Source organism: Porphyromonas levii (assembly GCF_018206105.1).
Classification (GTDB): Bacteria; Bacteroidota; Bacteroidia; order Bacteroidales; family Porphyromonadaceae; genus Porphyromonas_A; species Porphyromonas_A levii.
This window is the reverse complement of the sequence record NZ_JADRGN010000027.1, coordinates 1-24,176: the sequence shown is the minus strand read 5'-3', so window position 1 is coordinate 24,176 and position 24,176 is coordinate 1. Positions and strand designations below refer to the sequence as shown.

Below are 24,176 nucleotides of genomic sequence, written 5' to 3'. Positions count from 1 at the left end.
GCCCCGCACACAATACTTTAGGTTACAAATATAATCATTTGCACTAAAATAACCTCTCGCAGGGAGTTAAACCTAGTTAATTCTATGGCTTAAAAGTTTTCAGCACCTATGAATTGGGGAAGTTGCTTCAGCAGAAATAAGTTAAATAGTAGCCACTTGAGAAAAGAACAGTCCCGCTCTCCCTCATTTTCCCTCTGGTATTCAAAGAGAGTCTCTCTGGCGAGGGACTAGAGTTTTTCCCGAGAGAGACTAGAGTCTCTCCCCTGAGGGACTGGAGTCTCTCCCGCGAGGGACTGAGGCGAATAACGCTCCTAATGAATAGGAGCACATACACCACTTGACTTGAGAAGGGCTACTATGGAGTGGTAACAAGGTAGTTCTTGAGTAGTGCGAGTAAATATACTAGGAGCTCTCCAAGATGAGGCCAATTCTTATCTTAGAACGTAGTATACTTTATCCGACATTCCAGATATAAAGGAAAAATGGCTATATTTACAATCTGAACAACAAAACGAATATCGATGAGACAGAGAAGGACAAATAAACAGTTGCAAGAAGAGATTTTCGCAGCACTTCGCAGAGTATCCAAACGGACGGGTCTATCGGCCGTTACTCTAGCCCAAGTTGCGACAGAGGCTCGTATGGATCTGAAGGTTATCAAAAGAAGGTATCCTACTGAAAGCGACCTACTCGAAGCCTATGCTGCACAAATCGATAGCACAGTATCAGACTTCTTTAGAGAAACCTCGCTGATGAGCAAGGTGGAGCGGTATAGGACTATTTTTCAAGACTATATTCATTGGATTACGACCAATGAAGATCTCCAAAACTTGCTTATATGGGAGATTGCCGATACTACGGATAAGGGATTTCAAAGTAGTCAAAAACGTGATAGTCATATAGTGAGCCTATTGGAGGAGGACTTTGCTCCTCAGGCCAAGGGGGCTCGTAGAGAGCACCTTAGATATAAGATTATCCTATATCTAGCGGGTATCACTTATCTCTCTATGTACCGAGAGGGGCAGAATTTTATGGGTATCGATCATAGGAGTAAAGAGTCGCTTGAGGAAATTGACCTTATCCTTACCAGACTTCTAGAGGCATACTTCGACGGTATATCATGAGTATTAATCTGGCTCCCCTTGCCGAAAGGATGCGTCCTAAGTCGCTCTCTGAGTACTCGGGGCAGGAGCACTTGGTGGCTCCAGGTGCCCCACTCTATGAAATGATAGAGAGCGGATTACTGAGGAGTTTCATTCTTTGGGGACCTCCTGGAGTGGGCAAGACAACTCTTGCCCATATCATTAGCCAGCAGATGGGGCTACCCTTTTTCACTCTGAGCGCTGTATCAGCGGGTGTGAAGGAGGTAAGAGAGGTAATTCAGAAAGCCGAGGAGAGGCGAAAAGGACTCTTTAGTGGCGGTGGTACTCCGATACTTTTTATCGATGAGATCCACCGATTCAATAAGGCGCAGCAAGACTCCCTTCTCCAAGCAGTGGAGCAAGGGAGCATTACGCTGATTGGCGCCACCACAGAAAACCCATCTTTTGAGGTTATCCGACCGCTCCTATCTCGCTGTAGAGTATTTGTACTGAAGTCTCTCGATGCCAAGGCACTACTAGCACTTACCGAAAGGGTCATTAGAGAGGATGAAGTACTTCAGGAGTACCACTTTGAACTCCGAGAGACTGATGCGCTTTTCGCGGCTTCAGGAGGAGATGCTCGCAAACTTCTCAATATTATAGAGCTGCTCATCACTACACCTGAGGTGCAGAAGAGCAAGCAAGTGATTGTGACAAATGAAATGGTAGCTCATCACTTGCAACACAATCCCGCTGTGTACGACAAAGGGGGTGAGATGCACTACGACATTATTTCGGCATACATCAAAAGCGTAAGGGGAAGTGATCCCGATGCCGCTATATACTGGTTGGCTCGGATGATTGAGGGCGGAGAGGAACCTCGCTTCATAGCTCGAAGGCTATTGATACTCGCAGCGGAGGACATAGGGCTTGCCAACCCCAATGCCCTCCTTATAGCACAAAGCGCATTTGACGCAGTGGATAAGGTGGGATGGCCTGAGGGGAGGATTCCTCTGGCAGAGGCGACGATATACCTTGCCTGTAGCCCGAAGAGTAATTCGGCTTACCTCGCAATCAATAGTGCACTTGCCTATGTGCGGAATAATCCCCCACACCCTGTGCCGATGCACTTGAGGAATGCGCCTACAGAGTTGATGGACGAACTTGGATACGGCAAAGGATATATCTATCCTCATGATTATCCAGGGCATTACGCGCCACAACAGTATATGCCGGAGGAACTTAGAGGCGAGCATTTTTGGAACCCCGCTGACAATGCCCATGAGACGAAGTTGGCACAGAACAAAAACACGTATAGATAAGATATGAAGATTGAGCAAGGATTTGAGCTAAAGGCGCTCAATACATTTGCAATGGCTTGCAAAGCGAGTTATTATATAGAGGTAGAGACCAAAGAAGACGCACTCAAGCTCTCTCGTGATGAGTACTTTCGAACGCTACCTATGATGATTAAGGGTGGTGGTAGCAATCTCCTATTTGTGGGAGACTTTCGCGGAGCCGTACTCCACTATTCGGGTCAGAGCATGATAGTAGTGGAGGAGGATAGCACCTCAGTACTCTACAGAATAGAAGCTGGAAAGAACTGGCACGAACTCGTCATGGAGTGTGCAGAGAATGGGCTTTGGGGAATAGAAAACCTAGCGCTTATCCCTGGAGAAGTAGGAGCTTCGGCGGTGCAAAATATTGGAGCATACGGAGCGGAGGCTAGTCAGGTGATTGAGCAGGTACACTCTATTAATCTGGAGACAGGCGAAGAGCACACTTGGAGCAATGCTGATTGCCACTACGCATATAGGTACTCTATATTTAAGGAGAAGGCACAGCAGTTTCATCTTATCTATGCAGTCGATATTCGACTCTCCAAGGTGGCTAAGCCTAATCTCGACTACTCAGGTCTCCAAAGCCTATCGAGTGAGACTAATTTGACGCCCCTAATGGTCGCCAATAAGGTTATTGAGGTAAGGGAGAGTAAGCTCCCCGACCCACAAGAGCTGCCCAATGGGGGTAGCTTCTTTATGAATCCGATAGTGAATCGACAGACTTTCACTCATCTACTGCTAGACAACCCAAGCATGCCGCACTATATCATATCAGAGCAGGAATATAAAATTCCAGCGGCCTGGCTCATAGAGCAGTGTGGACTGAAGGGATACCGGGAAGGGAATGTAGGGACTTACCCAAAGCAACCTCTAGTAATTGTCAATTATGGAGGTGCCTATAGCCATGAGGTAGTCGACTTTGCGGAGATGATTATCCGCACTGTAAGGGAGAAGTTCGGTATTGAACTGCACCCTGAGGTACGATTTGTAAAGAGTGGCACTCAGGGGAGTCTTAGATAGATATAGCGGTATGAGCAAACTGATGTTTCTTGGTACTGGCACGAGTACTGGCATACCTGAGATAGGATGCTCCTGCGATACCTGTAGGTCTACTGACCCTCGCGATAAAAGATTTAGAGCTTCGGCGCTCGTACAATTTGGCGGAGAGGATATTCTTATCGACTGTGGTCCTGATGTGCGTAGCCAATTACTCGCTGCGGATTGCCAAAATCTTGATCGCATACTACTCACACATGAGCACTATGATCATACGGGCGGAATCGATGATATGCGCCCTTTATTCCGAGACAAACCCGAGGTGCCTGTATATGCTGAGCCGAATGTGATTAAGGCAATACAGCTACGGCTTCCGTATGCTTTTGTAGAAAAGCCCTATCCTGGTGTGCCACATATCGTTAACCATGAGATAGATGTAAATAAGGAGATTCCGCTCAAAGATAGTCGATGTGTAGAACCCTTCCGAGTGATGCACGGCAGGTTGCCCATTGTGGGTTACAAGTTTGGTGACCTTGCCTATATCACAGACTGTAAGACGCTCCCAGAGGAGACGATAGAAAAGATTACAGAAGTGAAAGTCCTCGTGATTAATGCCCTCCGCTTGTATGAGCACATGGCTCATCTTTCTCTTTCCGAGGCACTTGATTTGATAAAGGTAATCCAGCCCGAAAGAGCATATCTTACGCATTTTGCTCATACCTTCGGAAAACATACTACGCTACAAGGCTACTGTCCGGCAGGGGTATTTCCTGCCTACGACGGACTAGTGGTTGATTTCTAGTATATGCTTACGGAGCAAATCACAGAGATAGCTGAAGGGCTTGGAATAGATGCTATTGGCTTTGTGCCTATACAAAAAGTCGACTCTGAAGCCTTGGCACAGTACGACTCTTGGTTGGCAAGCGGGAAGCAAGCCGGTATGGAATACCTTGAGAAGTACAAGGAGCAGCGTGAAGACCCGCAGCTCCTACTCCCCGAGGCGAAGAGCGTGATTGTAATCGCTGTGAGCTATTATCCCGCTGAGCTACAACCTAGCGATGCTCCTCAGATTGCTAAGTACGCTCTCGGGCGTGACTACCACAAGGTGATTAAGCAATTGCTCCTTACTCTTGCAAGGTGTATAGAAACAGAGGTAGCCGCACACAGGTATCGTCCTTTAGTGGATACAGCTCCTTTTATGGAGCGCTACTGGGCTAAGAGATCTGGTATAGGTTTTGTGGGGAAGAATAGTAACCTCATTGTGCCTCGTGTGGGGAGTTTTGTCTTTCTTGGCGAACTTCTGACTTCGCTCGAGCTATCTAGCGAACTCGTTTGTGCCAAAAGCTGCGGTAGCTGTCGCAGGTGTATCGAGTCTTGCCCTACAGGAGCACTCTCAGAAGATGGGCTGGATGCTCGGCGCTGTATCAATTACCTTACTATTGAGCACAGGGGCGACATTCCTCAAGATCTATCAAGGAGATTCGGCAAACGGCTCTATGGCTGCGACACTTGCCAAGATGTATGTCCGCACAATAGAGCGCCACGCCCCACAAGACACTTTCCATCTTCTCCACAACTACTTAAGCTCAAATGGGAGGATGTAAGAGAGCTAGATGAAATACGGTATGCCCAAATATTCTATGGCTCGGCTACTACGCGGGCGAAGCTAGAGGGGATGCAACGAAACGCAATGATCTACACAATTAATAATAAGCAATCATGAAAAAGGTACTTACACTACTCGTAGCCTTACTCCTATTTTCGTGCTCTGAAGGGAGCAAAAAGGTAGAGCTACGACTTACTGATTATGGCGCTGTAGTCGATGATGCTACGCACGACAATGCCACAGCACTGCTAGATCTTCTGGAGGACGCCCATAAAGCGTCGGCAGAGGGCAAAGAGGTAGTCATCTATCTCCCCAAGGGCAATCTCCACATCTATCAGGAGCATCTTCCTCTTCATCAGCTGTATATCTCCAATCACGACCACGTGGTTCAGCGCCCAGTAGCGATGATGCTAGAGGGGTTGAATAACGTTAGCATACAGGGTGAGGAGACCCACTTGGAGTTCCACGGTCGTCTTATCCCTATTGTCCTGAAGGAAAGCAGCAATATCCATTTAGAGGGCTTCTCTATCGACTTTCCACGTCCAGCAATGAGCCAAATAGAGGTTTTAGAGGTAGATAAAGAGCACAACGATGCCAAAGTAAAAGTGCTTGGCGAGACCGAGTATCGCATCGAGGGTAATCAGTTTGTACTCATAGGTGAGACCTACGAACAACCTCTATTCACTATGCTGGCGTTTGATAAAGACGGTCACATGAAATGGAATAGATCTGACCCTACCTTTAACCCTGAAGCGATAGAGGAGACAGGAGACCACCAACTTCAGCTGCGCAACTGGGACGAAGCACAGTACCTAGAAGTTGGCGATAGGTATGCTCTACGCTCCTACTATCGCCCTACTCCAAGTATCGTGATTATGGATTCTAAGACTATTGAAGTCAAGAATGTCTCTGTACACTTTGCTGAGGGGATGGGGCTTGTAGCGCAGAATAGCACTGACCTAACTTTAGATGGTTTCCACGTAGCCCTATCGGATGGTAGTGAAAGAGTCTTTACTACTGTAGCCGATGCGACACATTTCTCAGGGTGCCGTGGCAAAATCATTTCTACCGATGGGCTCTATGAAAACATGGCAGATGATGCTATCAATGTACATGGTACCTATCTTAGGGTAGATAGTATTAATGGCAATGAACTCATTGGTACCTTTGCCCATGGTCAAAGTTTCGGTTTCAGATGGTATGAAGTGGGAGATAGCCTTAGGCTTATCTCTCGAGAGACCCTGTTGCCTATAGCTACTTACTTACCTACAAAGGTAGAAGTGCTCTCTACTACTCAGATAAAGATGACTTTTTCCGAACCACTTCCACAGACCTCCAAGGCGCTTGCGGTAGAAAACCTCACGGCTCATCCTGAAGTACTATTTTCGAAGAGTACAGTTCGAAACAACCGTGCACGAGGCGCCCTATTCTCAACTCCAAAGCGTGTAGAGTGCACCGATAATACCTTCGACCATACCCACGGCAGTGCAATCCTACTTACAGGAGATGCCAATGGTTGGTACGAGAGCGGACCTTGCGAAGAGGTAGTCATTACGGGTAATCACTTTATCAATGCCCTCACTAGCCTATACCAGTTTACTGATGGTATCATATCTATCTCTGCTCAGATGCCTCAGATGGTAGAGGGCGAGTACTTCCATGGTCGAGTAGTAGTAGAGAACAATGTCTTTGACAACTTCCCTACCCCTATCTTCTATGCCAAGTCACTACGGGAACTTGTATTCAAGAACAACACAATCAATATCAATAACGATTACACATCCCTCTTTGAAGATCCCAATGCTCGACTCTATAATGTTGGCACCTACATCAGTGACGACCCCAATACACCTCTTACAGACTGCAAAGACACTACAGTATCGCTATTTTAAGAGGAACTACGCTAAGGTGTAAAAGTATTAAGGGTGAGCTAAACATAAGTTCAGCACACCCTTAATATTTATAGTCTAACTAGGTGATTACTCCTCAGTAGTCTCCTCCTTCTTAGGATTGAGGATATCGTGAAGCTCATTCACAGTTACCTGCTTAGTCTCTAGCTTTACCTTATCCTGCATAGCCTTACCCACTTTCTGCTCTAAGATATTCATCTCTACAGAGTAAGCGAAGTTGCTATCCTCTAGTTGCTTATTGGCATAGTTAGCTACGATCTCATGGTCAGGATTAGTCCAGCCCATCTGAGCGAATTGGTTACGAACCATCTCGTATGCGAAGCCACGTACATCCTCCTCAGATACCTCGAGCTTCTCCTCATTGGCTAGATGACGAACGTATAGTTCACGCTTTAGGCTCTTGATAAGTGCTTCCTTATTAAGGTTCTTCAGACCCTCTTCGTCATCGTTGCGTTTTAGATTGTCGCTGTACCACTCGATGATTAAGTCGTCAGCAAGCTCTAGCTTTGAAGCCTTCTCATCCTTAGCGAAGTCTAGGAAGTCTGAGGTAAACTTATAGTCCGCATTGCCCTGCTCTGCAGCCTCCATATACTCACGAATCTTTGCCTTAGCCTCATCCTCGTTCGTTACCTTACCCTCACCAAATACGCTGTCGAAGAACTCCTGATCCAGTTCTGCTGGCACCATGTGACGAATAGTCTCAATCTGGAAGCTAAACTCCTTATCCTTAAGGCTCTCAACTTCCTCTTTCTCAATACCAATAAGAGAACTAAGCTCTGCCTCATTGCCATTGAACGCCTTGTATGGGTTGAATACCACTACAGAGCCCTTACCTGCATCCTTAAACTTAGCCTTCTCATCCTCATCCTTCATAAAGTCAGGATAGATGGTAACATTCTCACGTACGATGCCATCCTCCTTACGGGTATCACCATCGAGCTCTGCAATATCACCACCAACTACTGCATTCTCTACAACTTGGTCGGTCTCCTGCATGCGTGAGCTACCCTGCTGCATATCTTCGAGCTGCTTTGCCACCTCCTCCTCGGTTACAGTCACCTCATATTTTGTGAAGGTCTTTCCGCTAAAGTCTGTATCATACTCTGCTGGATGAAGGGCGAGCTTGAAGAAGAGGGTCATATCCTCCTTTGTCATCTCTACACCATTGTTCTCCTCTGGAATAGCCCAGCCGATAACCTTATATTCCTTCTCCTTGATAAACTCATCTACGAGCTTGCCTACCATACGATTGATTACCTCATAGCGAACACCCTCACCATACATCTTCTCAATCATACCTACAGGAGCCTTGCCCTCCCTAAAGCCTTTCACCTTAGCACTACGAGCTACATGCTTCAGCTCCTTCTTGTGCTCATCCTGGTAATCGATCTTTGCTACATCTACTTGGAGACGTACAAAACCCTCCTTCTGCTCAACTATTGAGATATTCATTTCTCTAAATCTTAATACTATAGTAGTTATTACTTATTTCCAAAGAATTATCGGCAAATATACCTCTTTTCCACCACATAAGACAATAGAGGCGCACCCAAATAGCCTTGGGTACGCCTTCTAAGTGCCTTTATCAAGATAATGCCAGATTAGCGATTTGCGTAGCGCTTAGCCACCTCATCCCAATTGGTGATATCCCAAATCTTACCGAGGTGCTCAGCACGACGATTCTCAAAATCTACATAATAAGCATGCTCCCATACATCTGCACCGAATAGAGGTGTAAGACCATCAACGACAGGGTTACCTGCGTTGCTGTACTTATTGATAGAAAGGTTACCATCCTTATCGGTTGCTAACCATGCCCAGCCAGCACCGAATAGGGCAGTAGCATCTGCCTCGAACTGCTTCTTAAACTCTGCGAAGCTACCCCACTTAGCCTCGATAGCCTTTAGGAGGTCACCCGTTGGCTCACCACCCTTATTAGGTGCGAACTGTGTGAAGTAGAGGTTATGATTAAGGGTCTGACCAGCATTATTAAAGATGCCGCCCTCAGACTTCTTCACGATATCTACGAGCTCCATATTTGCAAACTCGGTACCCTCGATGAGCTTATTGAGGTTATTTACATAGGTCTGGAGGTGCTTACCATGGTGCAGACCAATAGTAGTTGCGCTGATTACTGGCTCCAAAGCATCAGGAGCATAAGGTAGTTTTACTAGTTCAAACTTCATATTCGCTTCTTTCTTATTAGTTGTTGTTACTTCTACGTCTTCTTTTTGCATCTCTGCCGTGTTGGTCTCTACCCTCTTAACATCAAAAGAGGAAAGCCCGATAAGTAGCGATGCTAGTGCTACAGTAATGTATCTTGTCTTCATTCAAAACATTCACGCATTATTGCGCTTCGGTTATATAACAACACATGACTCGAAAAGGTTTATTGAGAGAATAAAAAAGGCTCCACACTCTCTCAATTAATGGTGAGTGCGGAGCCTAAAATCTAGATTGCTCTCAGATTACTTGTTAAGGTTGAGAGCGGCACCTGCCTTGAAACGAACTACCTTTCGAGCAGCAATCTTCATCTTCTTGCCAGTCTGAGGATTTACACCCTCGCGAGCAGCACGCTCTGAAACAGAGAAGGTACCAAAGCCTAGGATAGCAATCTTTTCGCCCTTCAACATCTCCTCACGAATAACCTCGATACCAGCATCAACGGCTTTCTTAGCGTCAACTTTAGTTAGTTCACCTTTTTCTGCAATAGCAGCAATAAATTCAGTCTTATTCATATTAAAACAAATTTAAAAATGGAAGTATATAAAATTATCATTTTTGCAATTCTTAGTAAAGTCATCTATCTCTATGGACAAAGCCCTCACTAATTCATGTCCAAATATAGTGTAATTATTCGTAAAACCAAGTAGATATGACTATTTTTAGATTTTTTACATATTAAATATTGACTTTACACCTATATAAAAGGGTATACAGCACTATTATTGATATCTCCTCAAGTTATGAGAGGTCAATGATTACGTGGATGGTAGTTCAGGATGTCATCTCTGAGCTTACTTCTATCAATATGTGTGTAAATTTCAGTTGTAGAAATATCGGCATGCCCTAGCATATCACGAATGGCTTGTAGGTTGGCTCCACCCTCCAAAAGATGTGTAGCGAAAGAGTGCCTAAAGGTATGCGGCGAGATTTCTTTCTCTAGGCCTATGCGTTCGGCCAGCTCCTTGATCACCATAAATACCATTTGCCGAGAAATGCCAGTGCGAATACGGTTAAGAAACACATGATGGGTGTATCCTGGCTTTGCCTCTACAGCGTGACGAATGGGCAAATAATCCATAATCCGCTCTACTGCACTTTCAGACATAGGCACCAATCGCTCTTTACTACCTTTACCTACCACTCGGATGTACTTCTCCTCCAAAAAGAGGGATGGAAATGTGAGGTCGCAAGCCTCTGATACCCTAAGCCCACAACTATACAGAAGCTCTATAAGCGCCGCATTTCTCACTCCATTGGACGTATCAAGGTCTATCGCACCGATAAGTTCATCCACCTCCTCCACCGTCAGTACTTCAGGCAGATGCTCCGATACTTTAGGGCCTTCGAGGGTCTCCGTAGGATTATCTTCTAGAATCTCCTCCAATTCTAGAAAACGGTAAAAGCTTTTCACCCCACTCACCGTTCGGCGAAGGCTCTTTTGCCTCAGTCCAAGATCGGAGAGATATGCCAAAAAACCTTCTAATTCCTCATACGTAAGCTCGAGATATGACTTCTCTCGCATCTCGGCATACTCAACCAAGTGCTGCACATCCCTACCATAGCTCACGATGCTATTCTCTGCTAAATTTCGTTCTAGCAGCAGGTAATCACGATAATCCTGCAGTAGCTCATCTATTTTTCTATCTTTCATACCCCAAAGTTACCACTTTCTAGAGCTATTCCATAGCTTGTCTAAGTAGTAGAGCCATAGCGCTTTGTGATAGTCTACTGAGTACACAAATTTATTCCTAGGAATAAATAAAACTTTCCCTAGAGATAAATATTTTTATTTGTACAGAAAAATAAATTTATTCCTAGGAATAAATTTTCTTACTTGCGCGAGCCACAATGAATGCTCTACGGAGAAGATTTTGGGAGTATAGAACATGGTGGGAATGATACCTATTTGGTGGGGCGAGAAAAAAGGGTTAAGTTTGCCAATAGATTTATTTGAGTAACGACTGGAGCTGGATCCAGTGAAGGGGTGCCACTATTATAATTGTAGTGTGCTGAGAAGATACCCTTAGAACCTGATGCAGGTAATGCTGCCGTAGGAATAAGAGTTACGCGTTATTCTGGGTCTCCCAGGAGTTACGAGTTACGGCTACGCAGCATCTTTTGAAGGGATTCTGCGTAGCCGTAACTCGTAACTGTTATTATAGGCAAACACATGAAATACCTACCTACACTGACCATTGCGGGTTCAGATTGCTCAGGAGGAGCAGGCATACAGGCGGATATCAAGACGATGTCAGCACTAGGATGCTACGCTATGTCGGTGATTACCTCGATTACTGCCCAAAATACATGTGGGGTAAGGGCTGTACTACCGCTTCCTGTAGAGCTAGTGAGGTCTCAGCTAGAAGCTATCTTGGAGGATATTCCTCCATTAGCCATCAAGATAGGTATGCTCTATAATTCTGATATTATCCATTGTGTAGCAAGCTTACTTCAGGAGTGTGATATCCCTCTTGTGATAGACCCTGTAATGGTTGCCACCAGTGGTGACAGACTTATCGACAACACGGCCGTAGAGCTATTTACGAGGCAATTACTTCCACTCTCCACACTCATCACTCCTAATCTTCAGGAGGCCGAGGTACTCTCGAAAACCAAGATGACTTCTCAGCATGCTCTTGAGGAGGCTGGACAATGGTTCCTCTCTCACGGTGCGAGAGCGGTGCTCATCAAAGGAGGTCATACTTGGGAGAAAGAGGCTACCGACTATCTTTTCCATAATGACGGTTGCCAAACCTTTACCCATAGTAGGATTGAGAGTCCCAACACGCATGGCACCGGCTGCACCCTATCCTCTGCTATTACCGCATACCTTGCACAAGGGCAGACCCTTTCACAGGCTGTTGCCCTTGGGAAGTTATACCTCACTGAAGCGTTATTGTCGGGCAAAGACCTAAGTATAGGGCATGGACATGGTCCTGTAGATCATTTTTATAACCCTCAAAAGAGCATCAAACGATGAAGACACTACAGTTTATCACTCATCAGACAGAGAGACACAGTTATCTGGATGGCGCTTTACTCGCCCTCAAAGGTGGATGCAGGTGGATACAACTGCGCATGAAGGGGGCAACAAGAGAGCAAATCCTAAAGGAGGGGAGGCCGTTGCGTGAGCTTTGTGACGAGTACCAAGCAACCATGATTCTCGATGATCATGTAGAGCTAGTCAATGAGCTGGGTGCTGATGGAGTGCACTTGGGTCAAAAGGATATGCCCATAGCTGATGCTCGTGCCTTACTAGGAGAGAAGTATATCATTGGCGGTACGGCAAATACCCTAGCAGAGATTCGGAGGCATTATGAGCATGGAGCAAACTACGTAGGTTGTGGACCCTTCAGGTTTACCACTACGAAGGAGCAGCTTGCCCCTACCCTTGGCTTGGAGGGCTACCGCATGTTACTCAAAGAGATGAAGGAGGAGGGTATGGAGCTTCCTCTAGTAGCTATTGGAGGCATCACAAGGGAAGATATTCGTCCCCTTATTGAGCTAGGGGTTTCTGGGATTGCACTGAGTAGTACTGTGCTATGTGCAGCAGACCCGACTGAAGAAGTGAAGAAGATTCTAAATGAAATAAAGCAATTATGAAGCAGGACTTTAAGATTAAATACCCCAATTCGGAGAAGATTTACCTTGCAGGTAAGCTATTCCCCGAGATTAGGGTAGGCATGAGGAAAATCAACCAACTACCAACCGTAGCTAAAGATGGTACGAGGCGTGAAAATCCTTCGGTGATTGTATACGATACCAGTGGCGTCTATAGCGACCCAGAGGTAACTATCAATCTTGAGAAAGGATTACCTAAACTACGCCAGCCTTGGATAGACGGACGTGAGCACACTCAGCTTTACTATGCTAAGCAGGGGGTAATCACTCCTGAAATGGAGTATGTGGCTATCAGGGAGAACATGAACTGTGAGGAACTCGGCATAGAGACCTACATCACGCCTGAATATGTGTGCTCAGAAGTGGCAGCAGGTAGAGCTGTAATCCCAGCTAATCATAAGCACCCCGAGACTGAGCCCATGATTATCGGCACCAACTTCCTCGTGAAGATCAATACCAATATTGGCAACTCAGCTATGGGCTCTAGCATAGAGGAGGAGGTAGAGAAGGCAATCTGGAGCTGCAAGTGGGGTGGAGATACCGTAATGGATCTCTCTACGGGGAAAAATATCACAGAGACCCGTGAGTGGATTCTTAGGAATAGCCCTGTACCTGTAGGCACAGTACCTATGTACCAAGCTTTTGAGAAAGTAAATGGAAAGATAGAAGACCTCTCATGGGAGGTATTTAGAGATACTCTACTAGAGCAGTGTGAGCAAGGAGTGGACTACTTCACGATACACTGCGGTATACGTCTACAAAATATTCACTTGGCCGATACCCGACTCACGGGCATAGTAAGTAGAGGAGGTAGTATCATCTCCAAATGGTGTGAAATCAATAACGAGGAGAGCTTCCTCTACAGCCACTTCGACGATATCTGTGATATCTGTCGTAAGTATGATGTGGCGCTTTCACTAGGAGACGGACTCAGACCTGGTTCTACTTTTGATGCCAACGATAAGGCTCAGTTTGCCGAACTCGACACAATGGGCGAACTCGTGGAGCGCGCTTGGGCTAAGGATGTACAGGTATTTATTGAAGGTCCTGGACACGTGCCGATGCACAAGATCAAGGAGAATATGGAGCGCCAAATAGAGAAGTGCCATGGAGCACCATTCTACACCCTTGGTCCTATTGTCACAGATATTGCTCCGGCTTATGATCACATCACAAGCGCTATCGGGGCTTCGATGATTGGCTGGTATGGTACAGCCATGCTTTGCTACGTTACACCTATGGAGCATCTTGGTCTACCAGACAAGGAAGATGTGCGTACTGGCGTAGTTACCTATAAGATTGCGGCACATGCTGCTGATCTTGGCAAGCAACATCCTGCGGCTGCAATTCGGGACAATGCCTTAAGCAAGGCAAGGTACGAATTTAGGTGGAAAGATCAGTTTAACCTCTCTTTAGACCCTGAGAAAGCCGAGGAGTATTACCGTAAGAGTAATCCAACGGATGCTCGCTTCTGCTCGATGTGTGGACCGAACTTCTGTGCTATGAGGATTAGCCAGACAATAGATAATGAATGTAACAATAAGTAATAATATAGTATTTATGATTGAGAAGACGGTATCTGCTGGGATTATTACCCGCTATTTTGAGAAGCTAAATGATTGTCTCGACCTAGACGTTGCTATCGTAGGCGGAGGTCCTTCGGGCATTATTGCCGCATACTACCTCGCGAAAGCTGGACTGAAGGTAGCACAGTTCGACCGCAAGCTCTCTCCAGGTGGAGGTATGTGGGGTGGCGCAATGATGTTCAACGAGATCGTGTTCCAAGAGGAAGCGCTGGAAATTGTGAAGGAGATGGACATCAATTACACCCCTTACACTGATAACCTCTATACTATGGACTCTGTAGAAAGTACGGCTGCTCTACTATATAGGGCTGTTCATGCTGGGGCTAAGATATTCAACTGCTATTCTGTAGAGGATGTAGTATATAAGGAGGATAAGGTAAGTGGCGTAGTGGTGAACTGGACGCCTGTACTCCGCGAAGGGATGCACGTAGACCCTCTAAATATCATGGCAAAGTGTGTAATTGATGGCACAGGTCACGATAGCGAGATTTGCCAAGTGGTAGCTAAGAAGAATGGCGCTACGCTCAATACTTCTACCGGAGGTGTTGTGGGCGAACGCTCCCTTGATGTCGTGACGGGTGAGAAAATGGTTGTAGAAGGGACAAAGGAGATTTATCCTGGACTTTACGTGTGTGGTATGGCTTCGTCTGCAGTTTACGGAACACCTCGCATGGGACCTATCTTTGGCGGCATGATGATGAGTGGCAAGAAGGTCGCTGATATGATCATCGAGAAACTAAAGAAATAAGACAAATGGGGAGTAGAGCTCATGGGCACTACTCCCCATTTATAATATCTTATGAAGGTAATAGTACTGACTCCCCCTACTCCTTTTCCCTCGGAGCGGGAGATGATCAAGGAGATTATCGAAGAGGGAATCTATAGGCTACACCTCCGTAGACCCGACTGGAGCGAAGGTGAGACGAGGGATTTCCTTGAGAGTTTCTCGGCAGACCAACTCTCTGGAATCGTACTGCACGACCACCATCAGCTATCGGAGGAGTACCCTATTGGGGGAGTCCATTTCAATAGACGCCATCCCTTTATCCGCCATTACCACTTCCCCTGCTCTATTTCTTGTCATACTCTAGAGGAGGTACAGATTTATAAACCACAGGTCAATTACTTATTTCTAAGCCCCATATTCGATAGTATATCAAAGGAAGGGTACGGCTCGGCGTTTTCGCTAGATGAGCTTCGGGAAGCTGGTGATCTTATCGACCAACACGTATTTGCACTAGGAGGGGTGTCCTTGGATAAGTTACCGCTTCTCCGAGAGCTATCTTTCGGAGGAGTGGCTCTACTTGGTGACTTTTGGCAACACGCTGCTACGTCTCATTACATAAGGAATTATCTGTAACTTTGTGCCACAAAAAAGAGACACCACTATGACTAGCGATGTCTCTAAAGTAGCTCCGACGGGAATCGAACCCATATCTAAAGTTTAGGAAACTTTTGTTCTATCCGTTGAACTACAGAGCCAGTACCCAAACGTGGTGCAAACTTACTACATTTTTAGCTTATATGCAAGGAAGAAAGAGAATAAGTGTGGTGACTATCTGCTACAATGCCTATGAGGAGTTACAATACACCCTCAGGTCTGTGGCGGAGCAAAGCTACCCATTCATTGAATATATTGTTGTTGATGGTGCTTCTACAGATGGCTCGAACGAACTCTTTGAGTCTTATCGAGCAGATATAGATGTCCTGATTTCTGAGCCCGACAAAGGCATCTACGACGCAATGAATAAGGGAATTAAGGCAGCGACAGGAGATTATCTTTGTTTTATGAATGCGGGGGATACTTTCCACTCCACTACCACACTTGAAGAGGTATTTGCCCAAGTGGGAACCAATCATCCTGATGTCATATATGGCGAAACGGACATGGTGGATACAGATCGTCGCTTCTTGAGGCATAGACGTCTCTCTGCCCCTCAGGTGCTGACGAAAGATAGCTTTCTCAGAGGGATGCTCGTCTGTCACCAGTCTTTCTATCCACGAAGAGAGCTAGCTCCGCTGTATAATCTCTCCTATCGTTTTTCTAGCGACTTTGACTGGTGTATTCGCATCCTAAAGCAAAGCCAGCGTAATCACAATACCCACTTGGTTCTTACTGACTATCTCTCAGAGGGGGTCACGACACAAAACCATAAGGCATCACTCCGTGAGCGGTTCCAGATTATGAGGCACCACTATGGACTAGCGCGTACCCTACTCTCCCATGCCTATATTTTGCTGCGTAGTATCCTAAAGAGATAATCAATGTTGCCCGATCTACGTTTTCTCTGAACAAATGAAATAGCCGTGACACCCAAGGTATCACGGCTATTATATTATCCTAAACTCTCAGTATTACTGGAGGCGGAATTGTACTGGGAGTGTGAAGCGTGCACGTACTGGCTTACCAGTCTGCATACCAGGCTTCCACTTAGGCATCTGCTTTACCACGCGGATTGCCTCCTTGTCAAGGTTGGAGTCAACACCACGTGCAATCTGAACGTTAGAGATAGAACCATCAGGCTCAACAACGAATGACACCATTACACGACCCTGAATGTTATTCTCTGCTGCGATTGGCGGATACTGAATATTCTTGCTCAGCCACTTCATCATCGCTGCCTGACCACCAGGGAACTCTGGCATCTCCTCTAGGTACTCGAAGATGTGGTCGTCTGCTACTTCCTCACGGCTACGCTGTGCAGGAGCTGGAGGAGTAAAAGTCTGCTGTAGCTTGTTAGCTGCGTCGTCTACAGAAGCAATCTGAACATCAGCTACCTTTACATCGTCCTCAACGATGGTTAGCTCCTCTACAACAACCTCTTGCTGAATCTCAGGCTCTGGAGGTGGAGCTTGCTCCTCCTCAGGAGTAATCTGAATATCCTCAATCTCCTCGAGGACTACATTCTGGGAAATCTCCTCTACAGTTATTTCCTTATTACCCCACTCAAAGGCAACAAAGACAGTAGCCAAGGCAACGACCAAACCCATCAGGAAGAATAAACCCTTGTTATTCTCCAGATTTGCTCTGTCCGTCTTCTTTTGTCTCATAATTTGTTTTGTCTTAGTATATTGTAATCAATTTCTGTCGATAGTACCTAGAGGGCTAGCTATACAAACTGCCTCTCACCCCACAAATGTACACATTTTATTGATATCTCCAACATTTTCTGGGGCTATTATCATCTCCTACTGCTATATATCGTGATATAGTAAAGTAAGGTAGCAATCGAACCGATAGCAGCAGCAAAATAAGTGTATGCGGCACTACGTAATGCTGTAGCAGCCATTGGCTGTTGTTCGTAGCTGGTGACCCTAGAACGCTCTAGCCATACTAGAGCCCTTCTACTCGCATCTACCTCTACAGGTAGAGTGATGATACTAAAGAGCGTTGTGAGTGCAAATAGTATGATTCCAGCGAGCAACAGTTGAGGGAATGAATTCACAAGGAAAATACCTGCGAGCAGGACCCACTGTACTATATTGGAGGAGAACTGCACCGCAGGGACTAGCGCTGATCTCATCTTGAGTGGGGCATACCCTACAGCATGCTGCACAGCATGACCCGTCTCATGAGCTGCAACTGCTGCTGCCATTACACTATTGGAGCTGTAAACCGCCTCGCTTAAGTTGATGGTGCGATTGGCAGGATTGTAGTGATCTGTGAGTAGTCCTGAGGTTGAAATCACCTGCACATCCGTGATGCCATTTTCCTGGAGCATTCGTTCAGCGACTTCTCTTCCAGTAAGCCCACTATCGAGACGAATCTTGGAATACTTCTTAAATTTTCTCTTGAGGTTCCACTGAACAAGCATGCCCAGTATCATCACCCCAAACATCAATATATATGCTGTTGGTATCCACATGTCTTAAAAACCTTCTCTTATAATGGTCTGCGCCCTATCTGGACCGACAGAAACGATACGGATAGGTACGCCTAAGTACTCTTCGATGAACTGAATGTACGCCTTGAAGTCTGCCCCAAAGTCTGCCTCCGAAGTTGACTTAGTCATATCAGTATGCCAGCCTTTGAAACTCTTGTACACGGGCTTTACTTGCTCATTTAGTTCAAATGGCATCTGAGTGGTCTCCACCCCGTCAATCTCATAAGCGACACAAGCCTTTACCTCATCAAAAGTATCTAGCACATCGCTCTTCATCATGATCAAGTCGGTAACGCCATTGAGCATCACAGTATATTTTAGTGCCACGAGGTCTATCCAGCCACATCTACGCTTACGACCAGTAACGGAGCCAAACTCATGACCTAGTTCACACATAAGGTCACCTGTCTGGTCGAATAGCTCGGTAGGAAATGGACCAGCACCTACTCTTGTGCAATAGGCCTTGAAAATACCAAATACGCGACCGATACGACTAGGTGCTACGCCCAGACCTGTGCAAGCACCAGCACTAATAGTATTCGATGAAGTCACAAATGGGTAAGAACCATAATCAATATCCAAAAGTGAACCTTGAGCCCCCTCTGCCAATACCGCCTTATCCGCTGCTAGGGTGTTATTTACCAAGAACTCACCATCTACGATTTGGTACTCCTTAAGCGCCTCTACAGCTTCCATCCATCGGTTTTCAAGCTCTGAGAAATTAGGAGCCAACTCTTCTAGTGAGGTGCCAAGTGCCTTAAGCTGTCCTACGTGTCGCTCCTTGGCTGATTCGTAGCGAGACTTGAAGTCATTAGAAAGGATATCCCCTACCCTTACGCCATTACGACTAATCTTATCGGTATATGTAGGACCAATACCCTTACCCGTTGTCCCCACCTTCTTATCGCCCTTTGCTCGTTCACTTGCGGCATCTAAAAGGCGGTGAGTAGGCAATATCAAATGGGTCTTCTTGGAGATGACCAAACGAGCTTGGATATCCAATCCACCTTCCTTCAGTGCATTCGCCTCCTCTACAAAGAGTACGGGATCAAGTACCACGCCATTGCCAATCATATTGGTCATACCCTGGAATACACCCGATGGGATTGAACGAAGTACGACCTTTTTGCCCTCAAACTCTAAGGTATGCCCTGCGTTCGGACCACCTTGAAATCTTGCTACTAAGTCGTACTTAGGTGTGAGCACATCCACTACCTTACCTTTTCCCTCGTCGCCCCATTGGAGACCCAAGAGTACATCTACTTTCTTCATATCCTAATTATATATTTTATATCGTAGTCGATAAAACTTTCGTTATTAGTCATACGCTCCCCTTCAAACATCACAAATATACACATTATTCGTATTACGTAGAGTAAACGCACGAGCAAAGATGCTAAATCGCAGCGAAAACGGGGAATGGGGCATTAGTAACAGGAGCCTTGCAAGAGTCACTTTGTCTTAATCGCTTCTTTTGCTTTACGATCGTTCTCTAGTTGTAGACGTCGATTATGTCTATCCAAACCTCTTTGTAGTTCGGCTATATCTAGTAACCCTTGAGCATAGAAGTAACTCTTGGTGATTGCTTCCCTTGCCTTATTATCCAAGGCAAAGCTCCTCGATTTCTTGCCATTTTGTAGTCCAAAGGCAACCTTTAGGGTGGCTCTCTCAGGTGCGTTGGCTATAAACCCAGCTACTCTTAGGGCTTTATCTGCTGCGAAAGTAAGCCTCTCGTAGTGGCGTCCTAGGTCTTCATATCGATAGTTGGGCCCTCCATCATACGCCAAAGTATCACTCGAGATAAATGTATTTCCAGTACTCTCTGTGACCAAGATATGAGTTACGCCAATGGGGCTAGTCCCCGAAGTAGCTGCTATCAGTTGGAGTGTCCCATCATTCGCAATATAGGTATCAAGGAATGAGCCCCGAGCATTAACAGCGGAGGGGTCGTATCCCTTGTAGCGGATGATATTTTCATCGGGCATACCAGGAGCTTTCACCAATGTAAAATCTCGGTATAGGCTATCGGTATAATGTATTAGCGCCTCCATGCGAGGGAATATGTCTAGCGAATCTCGATGACTTCTGGCGAGGCGCACTTCTCTACTCAGCTCAAGGGCTTGCTCCCTAGCTCTTACCTCCTTGGGATACACTTTATTGAGGCTATCCAATAGTTGCAGCGCTTCATCGTAAGCCTCTTGCTGATAGTATTGGGATGCAGCATCCAGCATGGCATTAGCTGCTTTTTCTTCTTGGCTGACACAAGAAGAGAACAAAGATAGTACCCCAACAGATACTACGTATATATACTTTTTCATCATGGCTTTAACTTGTCAAATGTTTTCTCTCCAAATAAATGATACCTTAGCAAGATAGAGTGGCGGTACAGTCTTTGGTAAGATTGCACTCTGCCCTCTGTTCTTTGCGCTGCCGAGGTCTGTCTAAAAGCGTTCCAAGCCTTAAAAACTGCCATTGCGCCCTTAGGTTTTCTCCGAAGGACAAAGACGAGTGCGGCAAGAAGGTCTAGAAATAGGCGTAAAGTAAGCACCCACCAACGTCTGCTATCTGGGAGATTCTTTCTAAGCATCAATAGATTATTACGGAAGTTGAGGAAGGTTTTATGCGGATTCTCGGCACTTAGGGAAGCTCCACCATAATGAAAGACCTCACTCTGTGGCACCACGAACAACTGGTGTCCAGCACTATTCCAGCGCCAACACAGGTCTATTTCCTCCTGATGTGCAAAGAATCGTTCATCCAATCCGCCTTCAACAACATAGTTATCTCGACGCACCAACATAGCTGCACCAGTAGTCCAAAACACTCGCTTAGGTTCGCTGCCATATTGTCCCTGATCTTGCTCTAGAGTATCAAAGATTCTCCCTCGGCAAAAGGGATATCCTAGCCAATCCATATACCCACCCTCGGCTCCGGCATACTCATAGCGCTCTCGCTCTCTATCCCATCTTATCTTGGGCTGGACAGAGACTACCTCGGGGTGCTGCTCCATAAAAGCAAATAGAGGTTCGAGCCAACCCGGTGTTACCCGCACGTCGTTATTGAGGAGTAGGATATACTCGTGCTTTAGTTGCTTGATAGCCTCATTATATCCTCGAGCGAAGCCATAGTTTTGGGGGAGTTCCAGCACTTTTACCCCGAGGCTAAGAGCATAAGCGACCGAGGAGTCTGTACTACCATTATCTGCCAGCACAATATCCGCCAACTCGCTAGGAGTATGCGCCACCACACTAGGGAGGTATTGCTCAAGCAGCGAACGAGCATTCCACGAGAGTATCACTACAGCTATCTTCTTCATCTCATTACAATTTCCTTATCGGGATATTCTTTAGCCACCCATTGAGGATCTATTTTCCATCTGCGGTGCGACCATAGCCAAATCTCTGGCTGTCGCTCGATGCTTTGTTCCAATAGCTGCATGAAGTGAGCCGATAAGTCGAACTTCGGGAGTTGGCTTGCATCACGGGTCATTTCCTTAATGGTTAGGAGGTATTGCCCTCTGCTCACTCGCTCTACATCGATATAAACCACAGCAGCTCGTCGGAGGTTTGCAAGGCGTTCCATGCCCGTGATGGTCGCAGTAGGTCTGTGCAGAAAGTTCGTAAAGAGTACGGTATGCTCAAGCGATGGGTTTTGATCCGAAACAAATATATAGGTATTATTCCCTTGCTCCTTGCGTCTCTGGAGCACCTCTACTGGTGCTGAATTCATTTCAATAAGGCGAGCACCGAAACGACTACGAGCCTTACTCATTACTTCATTCCATATCCCATTCTGATGTTTGTAGACGACATTGAACTGAGTCATAGGCAATAGCGCCTGACAGCCTGTGAACCACTCCCAATTTCCATAGTGCCCAAGAAGGAAAAATAGAGTAGGATTATCGGCGTGGATATCAGCGATGAGTGCACTATTGCTGATGCGTACATGCCTTTTCAGTCTACGTTTGGAGAAGGAGGTGAGCATAACTATCTCCACGCCCAAGTCACTTAGGTGCCTGTAGTACGCCCGCTCAAGCGCTCTCAGTTCCTTCGGACTCTTGTCAGAAAACGAGCTGCGAAGATTACTCTGTATCACCTCTCTCCGATACCCTACTATATATTGTAGTATGTAGGATATCCCCCAGCTCCAAGCATAGTGCCACCAAGAGGGCAGCCAGCCGAACAACTGTAGGAGAGTATAAAGTAGTTGTGCTTTCATTTGATTAATTCTGCACGACAAACTTCAGGGTCTTCCTCAAGACATTCACCTACTCTCACAGCCACTACCTCTCCTTGTAGTGCTTCACTATAGGGCACACGGACTCGTATATAATTCTCTGTAAACCCATACAACCATTCACCACCATGGGCATGCTCTAAGAGCGCATGACGAATAGTGCCTACTTGGCTTCTATTAAATGCAAGATGCTTTGCCTCACTAAGTGCTATCAAGCGTTGGCTCCGCGCTTGCTTCTCCTGTGGGTCAACCACATAATCTATAGCTAGGGCATCTGTGCCTGGGCGTTCGCTATAGCTAAAGACGTGGAGCTTACTAATGGGTAAGTTCTGAATGAATCGGTAGGCATCCTCGAAATACTCTGGGGTCTCGCCCCTCATCCCTACAATCACATCCACTCCGATAAAAGCATCGGGGAGGATAGACTTAATTAGTTCCACCTTGTGCCTAAATACATCGCGATTGTATCGCCTACGCATCAGCCTCAAGACATCATCACTACCGCTCTGCAATGGTATATGGAAATGGGGAGCGAGCCTTCGTGAGTTGGCCACAATCTTGATGATCTCATCGGTAATCAGATTGGGCTCAATGCTCGAAATCCTAAAGCGGTCTATGCCCTCTACCTTGTCAAGAGCCTGCACAAGATCTACAAACTTATCTCCAGTACTTCGCCCGAAGTCACCTACATTTACGCCCGTGAGGACAATCTCCTTGCCTCCCAGACGGACTACCTCATTGGCTTCAGATACGAGATCCTCAATCCTACCATTTCGGCTCTTCCCTCTTGCTTTTGGTATCGTGCAATAGCTACAGTGGTAGTCACAACCATCTTGCACCTTCAGGAAATGGCGTGTACGCCCTTCGCTAGATACCGAGTGGGAGAAGCTCTCTACATCTTCTATCTTGCTATGTATGATATGTCCGTGCTCTGGATGATTCGTACCAAGATCAGACAAAAGGTACTCTATTAGTCGCCCTTTGTCCTTGGCACCAATCACGAGGTCCACTCCTTCTATCTTCGCTATCTCTTCAGGTTGAAGCTGAGCATAACAACCCGTGACAATGATCTTAGCGCTCGGATGCTCTCTATGAAGACGGCGAATCAGCTGACGGCTTTTCTTATCTGCCAGCTCAGTCACCGAGCACGTATTCACGATACAATAGTCTGCCCGCTCTCCCTCTACTGCAGTCGTCATGCCCCGTTCAGTAAGTGCACGACCAATATGGCTCGTCTCGGTGAAGTTGAGCTTGCAACCAAGTGTACAGTAAGTTACTTTCTTACCTTTAAATTCTTTCTCAATATTCATGGTTGCAAAGATAGATATTTTAGAGCGAAATAGTCTCAAAATGGAAAGTATAATAGACCACAGTCCATACTATCAGCTTGTAAATAAATTGGGAAACGTTTCATTTCAATTAATCTTCCTATTTTTCTTGCCCAATAATTACACCAGATTCATTATATTTAATTACATGGGGGATTGAGGTTACCTTCATGTCTATAAACCATCGGGAAGTCTGACTGTTTGTCGTAAAGTAGCAGTGTTTTTCTTTGTCAAGTCTTAGCTCCTTAACTCTCTTTTTCCAATCAGCACTATTATCCATAAAAGTAATAAATAGAGCTTGCTGAATTAGGGGATGTGTTTTTTTTGAAGAATTGAGACGCATGCAGGATATTGGCGAACC

At 46.0% G+C, this 24,176-nt stretch carries 24 protein-coding genes, 1 tRNA gene and 1 riboswitch; of the genes, 12 read left to right on the top strand and 13 right to left on the bottom strand.

From position 1 onward, the window contains the following. Positions 1-521: 521 nt before the first annotated feature. Genes IX315_RS06695 through IX315_RS06670 form a run of 6 tightly spaced genes read left to right on the top strand, consistent with a single transcriptional unit; the run spans position 522 to position 6,916 of the window. Positions 522-1,124: a TetR/AcrR family transcriptional regulator gene (locus IX315_RS06695; RefSeq protein WP_018357589.1), complete on the top strand. Its 603-nt coding sequence runs from the start codon at positions 522-524 to the stop codon at positions 1,122-1,124. After that, on the top strand, positions 1,121-2,404 hold the full coding sequence (locus tag IX315_RS06690) for a replication-associated recombination protein A (protein WP_018357590.1): 1,284 nt from the start codon (positions 1,121-1,123) through the stop codon (positions 2,402-2,404). Before IX315_RS06695 ends, IX315_RS06690 begins: the two co-directional genes overlap by 4 nt. Positions 2,405-2,407: 3 nt before the next feature. Then, positions 2,408-3,442 carry a UDP-N-acetylmuramate dehydrogenase gene (gene murB, locus IX315_RS06685; RefSeq protein ID WP_018357591.1) on the top strand — a complete coding sequence of 345 codons (1,035 nt, stop codon included), beginning with the start codon at positions 2,408-2,410 and terminating at the stop codon, positions 3,440-3,442. A gap of 10 nt (positions 3,443-3,452) precedes the next feature. Then, the gene (locus IX315_RS06680; protein WP_018357592.1) at positions 3,453-4,220 is read left to right on the top strand and encodes an MBL fold metallo-hydrolase; all 768 of its coding nucleotides are present in this window, start codon (positions 3,453-3,455) and stop codon (positions 4,218-4,220) included. 3 nt (positions 4,221-4,223) lie between these two features. After that, positions 4,224-5,141, top strand: a complete 918-nt coding sequence (queG, locus tag IX315_RS06675) for a tRNA epoxyqueuosine(34) reductase QueG (RefSeq protein ID WP_211636345.1) — start codon at positions 4,224-4,226, stop codon at positions 5,139-5,141. Further along, positions 5,138-6,916 (top strand): right-handed parallel beta-helix repeat-containing protein, encoded by a 1,779-nt coding sequence (locus IX315_RS06670; protein WP_211642599.1) that lies wholly within the window; start codon positions 5,138-5,140, stop codon positions 6,914-6,916. Before queG ends, IX315_RS06670 begins: the two co-directional genes overlap by 4 nt. An 87-nt stretch (positions 6,917-7,003) precedes the next feature. Here IX315_RS06670 and IX315_RS06665 read toward each other — a convergent pair whose 3' ends face one another. The 4 genes from IX315_RS06665 to IX315_RS06650 form a co-directional block, all read right to left on the bottom strand. Further along, positions 7,004-8,386 carry a trigger factor gene (locus tag IX315_RS06665; RefSeq protein ID WP_211636361.1) on the bottom strand — a complete coding sequence of 461 codons (1,383 nt, stop codon included), beginning with the start codon at positions 8,384-8,386 and terminating at the stop codon, positions 7,004-7,006. A 149-nt stretch (positions 8,387-8,535) separates the two neighbouring features. Continuing rightward, positions 8,536-9,171 carry a superoxide dismutase gene (locus IX315_RS06660; protein WP_033408155.1) on the bottom strand — a complete coding sequence of 212 codons (636 nt, stop codon included), beginning with the start codon at positions 9,169-9,171 and terminating at the stop codon, positions 8,536-8,538. A gap of 231 nt (positions 9,172-9,402) precedes the next feature. Beyond that, positions 9,403-9,672 (bottom strand): HU family DNA-binding protein, encoded by a 270-nt coding sequence (locus IX315_RS06655; protein ID WP_018357597.1) that lies wholly within the window; start codon positions 9,670-9,672, stop codon positions 9,403-9,405. A 236-nt stretch (positions 9,673-9,908) separates the two neighbouring features. Then, a complete protein-coding gene (locus IX315_RS06650) occupies positions 9,909-10,811 on the bottom strand; it encodes a site-specific tyrosine recombinase (protein ID WP_018357598.1) in 903 nt (300 codons plus the stop codon). Positions 10,812-11,130: 319 nt separating this feature from the next. Next, positions 11,131-11,234, top strand: a riboswitch (TPP riboswitch). Positions 11,235-11,330: 96 nt separating this feature from the next. Here IX315_RS06650 and thiD point away from each other — a divergent pair. Genes thiD through IX315_RS06625 form a run of 5 tightly spaced genes read left to right on the top strand, consistent with a single transcriptional unit; the run spans position 11,331 to position 15,727 of the window. Next, positions 11,331-12,140 carry a bifunctional hydroxymethylpyrimidine kinase/phosphomethylpyrimidine kinase gene (thiD, locus tag IX315_RS06645; RefSeq protein ID WP_018357599.1) on the top strand — a complete coding sequence of 270 codons (810 nt, stop codon included), beginning with the start codon at positions 11,331-11,333 and terminating at the stop codon, positions 12,138-12,140. Then, positions 12,137-12,763, top strand: coding sequence for a thiamine phosphate synthase (locus tag IX315_RS06640; RefSeq protein ID WP_018357600.1), 627 nt, complete (start codon positions 12,137-12,139; stop codon positions 12,761-12,763). Before thiD ends, IX315_RS06640 begins: the two co-directional genes overlap by 4 nt. Continuing rightward, positions 12,760-14,328: a phosphomethylpyrimidine synthase ThiC gene (gene thiC / locus IX315_RS06635; protein ID WP_211640786.1), complete on the top strand. Its 1,569-nt coding sequence runs from the start codon at positions 12,760-12,762 to the stop codon at positions 14,326-14,328. Before IX315_RS06640 ends, thiC begins: the two co-directional genes overlap by 4 nt. A 13-nt stretch (positions 14,329-14,341) precedes the next feature. Further along, on the top strand, positions 14,342-15,115 hold the full coding sequence (locus IX315_RS06630; protein WP_134849336.1) for a sulfide-dependent adenosine diphosphate thiazole synthase: 774 nt from the start codon (positions 14,342-14,344) through the stop codon (positions 15,113-15,115). 51 nt (positions 15,116-15,166) lie between these two features. Next, positions 15,167-15,727, top strand: coding sequence for a thiamine phosphate synthase (locus IX315_RS06625; RefSeq protein ID WP_211636393.1), 561 nt, complete (start codon positions 15,167-15,169; stop codon positions 15,725-15,727). A 50-nt stretch (positions 15,728-15,777) separates the two neighbouring features. Here the strand turns inward: IX315_RS06625 and IX315_RS06620 are convergent. Continuing rightward, positions 15,778-15,849, bottom strand: a tRNA-Arg gene (locus IX315_RS06620). Positions 15,850-15,891: 42 nt separating this feature from the next. Between IX315_RS06620 and IX315_RS06615 the strand changes: the two genes are divergently transcribed. Beyond that, complete coding sequence (locus tag IX315_RS06615) at positions 15,892-16,629, top strand: glycosyltransferase family 2 protein (protein ID WP_211837290.1); 738 nt, start codon at positions 15,892-15,894, stop codon at positions 16,627-16,629. Between the two features lie 93 nt (positions 16,630-16,722). On the opposite strand, the gene IX315_RS06610 is transcribed toward IX315_RS06615, so the two are convergent. The 8 genes from IX315_RS06610 to IX315_RS06575 all read right to left on the bottom strand — a co-directional run. Further along, on the bottom strand, positions 16,723-17,418 hold the full coding sequence (locus IX315_RS06610; protein WP_018357605.1) for an energy transducer TonB: 696 nt from the start codon (positions 17,416-17,418) through the stop codon (positions 16,723-16,725). Between the two features lie 131 nt (positions 17,419-17,549). Next, on the bottom strand, positions 17,550-18,233 hold the full coding sequence (locus tag IX315_RS06605) for a zinc metallopeptidase (RefSeq protein WP_018357606.1): 684 nt from the start codon (positions 18,231-18,233) through the stop codon (positions 17,550-17,552). A 3-nt stretch (positions 18,234-18,236) separates the two neighbouring features. Next, positions 18,237-19,523 (bottom strand): adenylosuccinate synthase, encoded by a 1,287-nt coding sequence (locus IX315_RS06600; RefSeq protein ID WP_211636413.1) that lies wholly within the window; start codon positions 19,521-19,523, stop codon positions 18,237-18,239. A 179-nt stretch (positions 19,524-19,702) separates the two neighbouring features. After that, on the bottom strand, positions 19,703-20,572 hold the full coding sequence (locus tag IX315_RS06595; protein WP_211837289.1) for an outer membrane protein assembly factor BamD: 870 nt from the start codon (positions 20,570-20,572) through the stop codon (positions 19,703-19,705). Next, entirely contained in the window at positions 20,569-21,567 is a 999-nt protein-coding gene (locus IX315_RS06590; protein ID WP_211837288.1) for a glycosyltransferase family 2 protein, read from the bottom strand. The genes IX315_RS06595 and IX315_RS06590 overlap by 4 nt, the downstream gene beginning before the upstream one ends. Further along, complete coding sequence (locus IX315_RS06585) at positions 21,564-22,469, bottom strand: lysophospholipid acyltransferase family protein (RefSeq protein ID WP_018357610.1); 906 nt, start codon at positions 22,467-22,469, stop codon at positions 21,564-21,566. The genes IX315_RS06590 and IX315_RS06585 overlap by 4 nt, the downstream gene beginning before the upstream one ends. Then, positions 22,466-23,797, bottom strand: a complete 1,332-nt coding sequence (mtaB, locus tag IX315_RS06580) for a tRNA (N(6)-L-threonylcarbamoyladenosine(37)-C(2))-methylthiotransferase MtaB (RefSeq protein ID WP_018357611.1) — start codon at positions 23,795-23,797, stop codon at positions 22,466-22,468. Before mtaB ends, IX315_RS06585 begins: the two co-directional genes overlap by 4 nt. A 118-nt stretch (positions 23,798-23,915) precedes the next feature. Then, positions 23,916-24,176 (bottom strand): hypothetical protein (locus tag IX315_RS06575; protein WP_211837287.1); only part of this gene is annotated, 261 nt, incomplete at its 5' end.

Bases quoted from the DNA above. Each gene is read 5' to 3' on its own strand.
- IX315_RS06585 (WP_018357610.1), bottom strand. From the start codon at position 22,469: ATGAAAGCACAACTACTTTATACTCTCCTACAGTTGTTCGGCTGGCTG.
- IX315_RS06605 (WP_018357606.1), bottom strand. From the start codon at position 18,233: ATGTGGATACCAACAGCATATATATTGATGTTTGGGGTGATGATACTG.
- IX315_RS06695 (WP_018357589.1), top strand. From the start codon at position 522: ATGAGACAGAGAAGGACAAATAAACAGTTGCAAGAAGAGATTTTCGCA.
- IX315_RS06650 (WP_018357598.1), bottom strand. From the start codon at position 10,811: ATGAAAGATAGAAAAATAGATGAGCTACTGCAGGATTATCGTGATTAC.
- IX315_RS06590 (WP_211837288.1), bottom strand. From the start codon at position 21,567: ATGAAGAAGATAGCTGTAGTGATACTCTCGTGGAATGCTCGTTCGCTG.
- IX315_RS06665 (WP_211636361.1), bottom strand. From the start codon at position 8,386: ATGAATATCTCAATAGTTGAGCAGAAGGAGGGTTTTGTACGTCTCCAA.
- IX315_RS06660 (WP_033408155.1), bottom strand. From the start codon at position 9,171: ATGCAAAAAGAAGACGTAGAAGTAACAACAACTAATAAGAAAGAAGCG.
- IX315_RS06615 (WP_211837290.1), top strand. From the start codon at position 15,892: ATGCAAGGAAGAAAGAGAATAAGTGTGGTGACTATCTGCTACAATGCC.
- IX315_RS06680 (WP_018357592.1), top strand. From the start codon at position 3,453: ATGAGCAAACTGATGTTTCTTGGTACTGGCACGAGTACTGGCATACCT.
- IX315_RS06625 (WP_211636393.1), top strand. From the start codon at position 15,167: ATGAAGGTAATAGTACTGACTCCCCCTACTCCTTTTCCCTCGGAGCGG.
- mtaB (WP_018357611.1), bottom strand. From the start codon at position 23,797: ATGAATATTGAGAAAGAATTTAAAGGTAAGAAAGTAACTTACTGTACA.
- IX315_RS06610 (WP_018357605.1), bottom strand. From the start codon at position 17,418: ATGAGACAAAAGAAGACGGACAGAGCAAATCTGGAGAATAACAAGGGT.
- IX315_RS06670 (WP_211642599.1), top strand. From the start codon at position 5,138: ATGAAAAAGGTACTTACACTACTCGTAGCCTTACTCCTATTTTCGTGC.
- thiD (WP_018357599.1), top strand. From the start codon at position 11,331: ATGAAATACCTACCTACACTGACCATTGCGGGTTCAGATTGCTCAGGA.
- IX315_RS06600 (WP_211636413.1), bottom strand. From the start codon at position 19,523: ATGAAGAAAGTAGATGTACTCTTGGGTCTCCAATGGGGCGACGAGGGA.
- IX315_RS06655 (WP_018357597.1), bottom strand. From the start codon at position 9,672: ATGAATAAGACTGAATTTATTGCTGCTATTGCAGAAAAAGGTGAACTA.
- IX315_RS06595 (WP_211837289.1), bottom strand. From the start codon at position 20,572: ATGATGAAAAAGTATATATACGTAGTATCTGTTGGGGTACTATCTTTG.
- murB (WP_018357591.1), top strand. From the start codon at position 2,408: ATGAAGATTGAGCAAGGATTTGAGCTAAAGGCGCTCAATACATTTGCA.
- IX315_RS06690 (WP_018357590.1), top strand. From the start codon at position 1,121: ATGAGTATTAATCTGGCTCCCCTTGCCGAAAGGATGCGTCCTAAGTCG.
- IX315_RS06640 (WP_018357600.1), top strand. From the start codon at position 12,137: ATGAAGACACTACAGTTTATCACTCATCAGACAGAGAGACACAGTTAT.
- queG (WP_211636345.1), top strand. From the start codon at position 4,224: ATGCTTACGGAGCAAATCACAGAGATAGCTGAAGGGCTTGGAATAGAT.
- thiC (WP_211640786.1), top strand. From the start codon at position 12,760: ATGAAGCAGGACTTTAAGATTAAATACCCCAATTCGGAGAAGATTTAC.
- IX315_RS06630 (WP_134849336.1), top strand. From the start codon at position 14,342: ATGATTGAGAAGACGGTATCTGCTGGGATTATTACCCGCTATTTTGAG.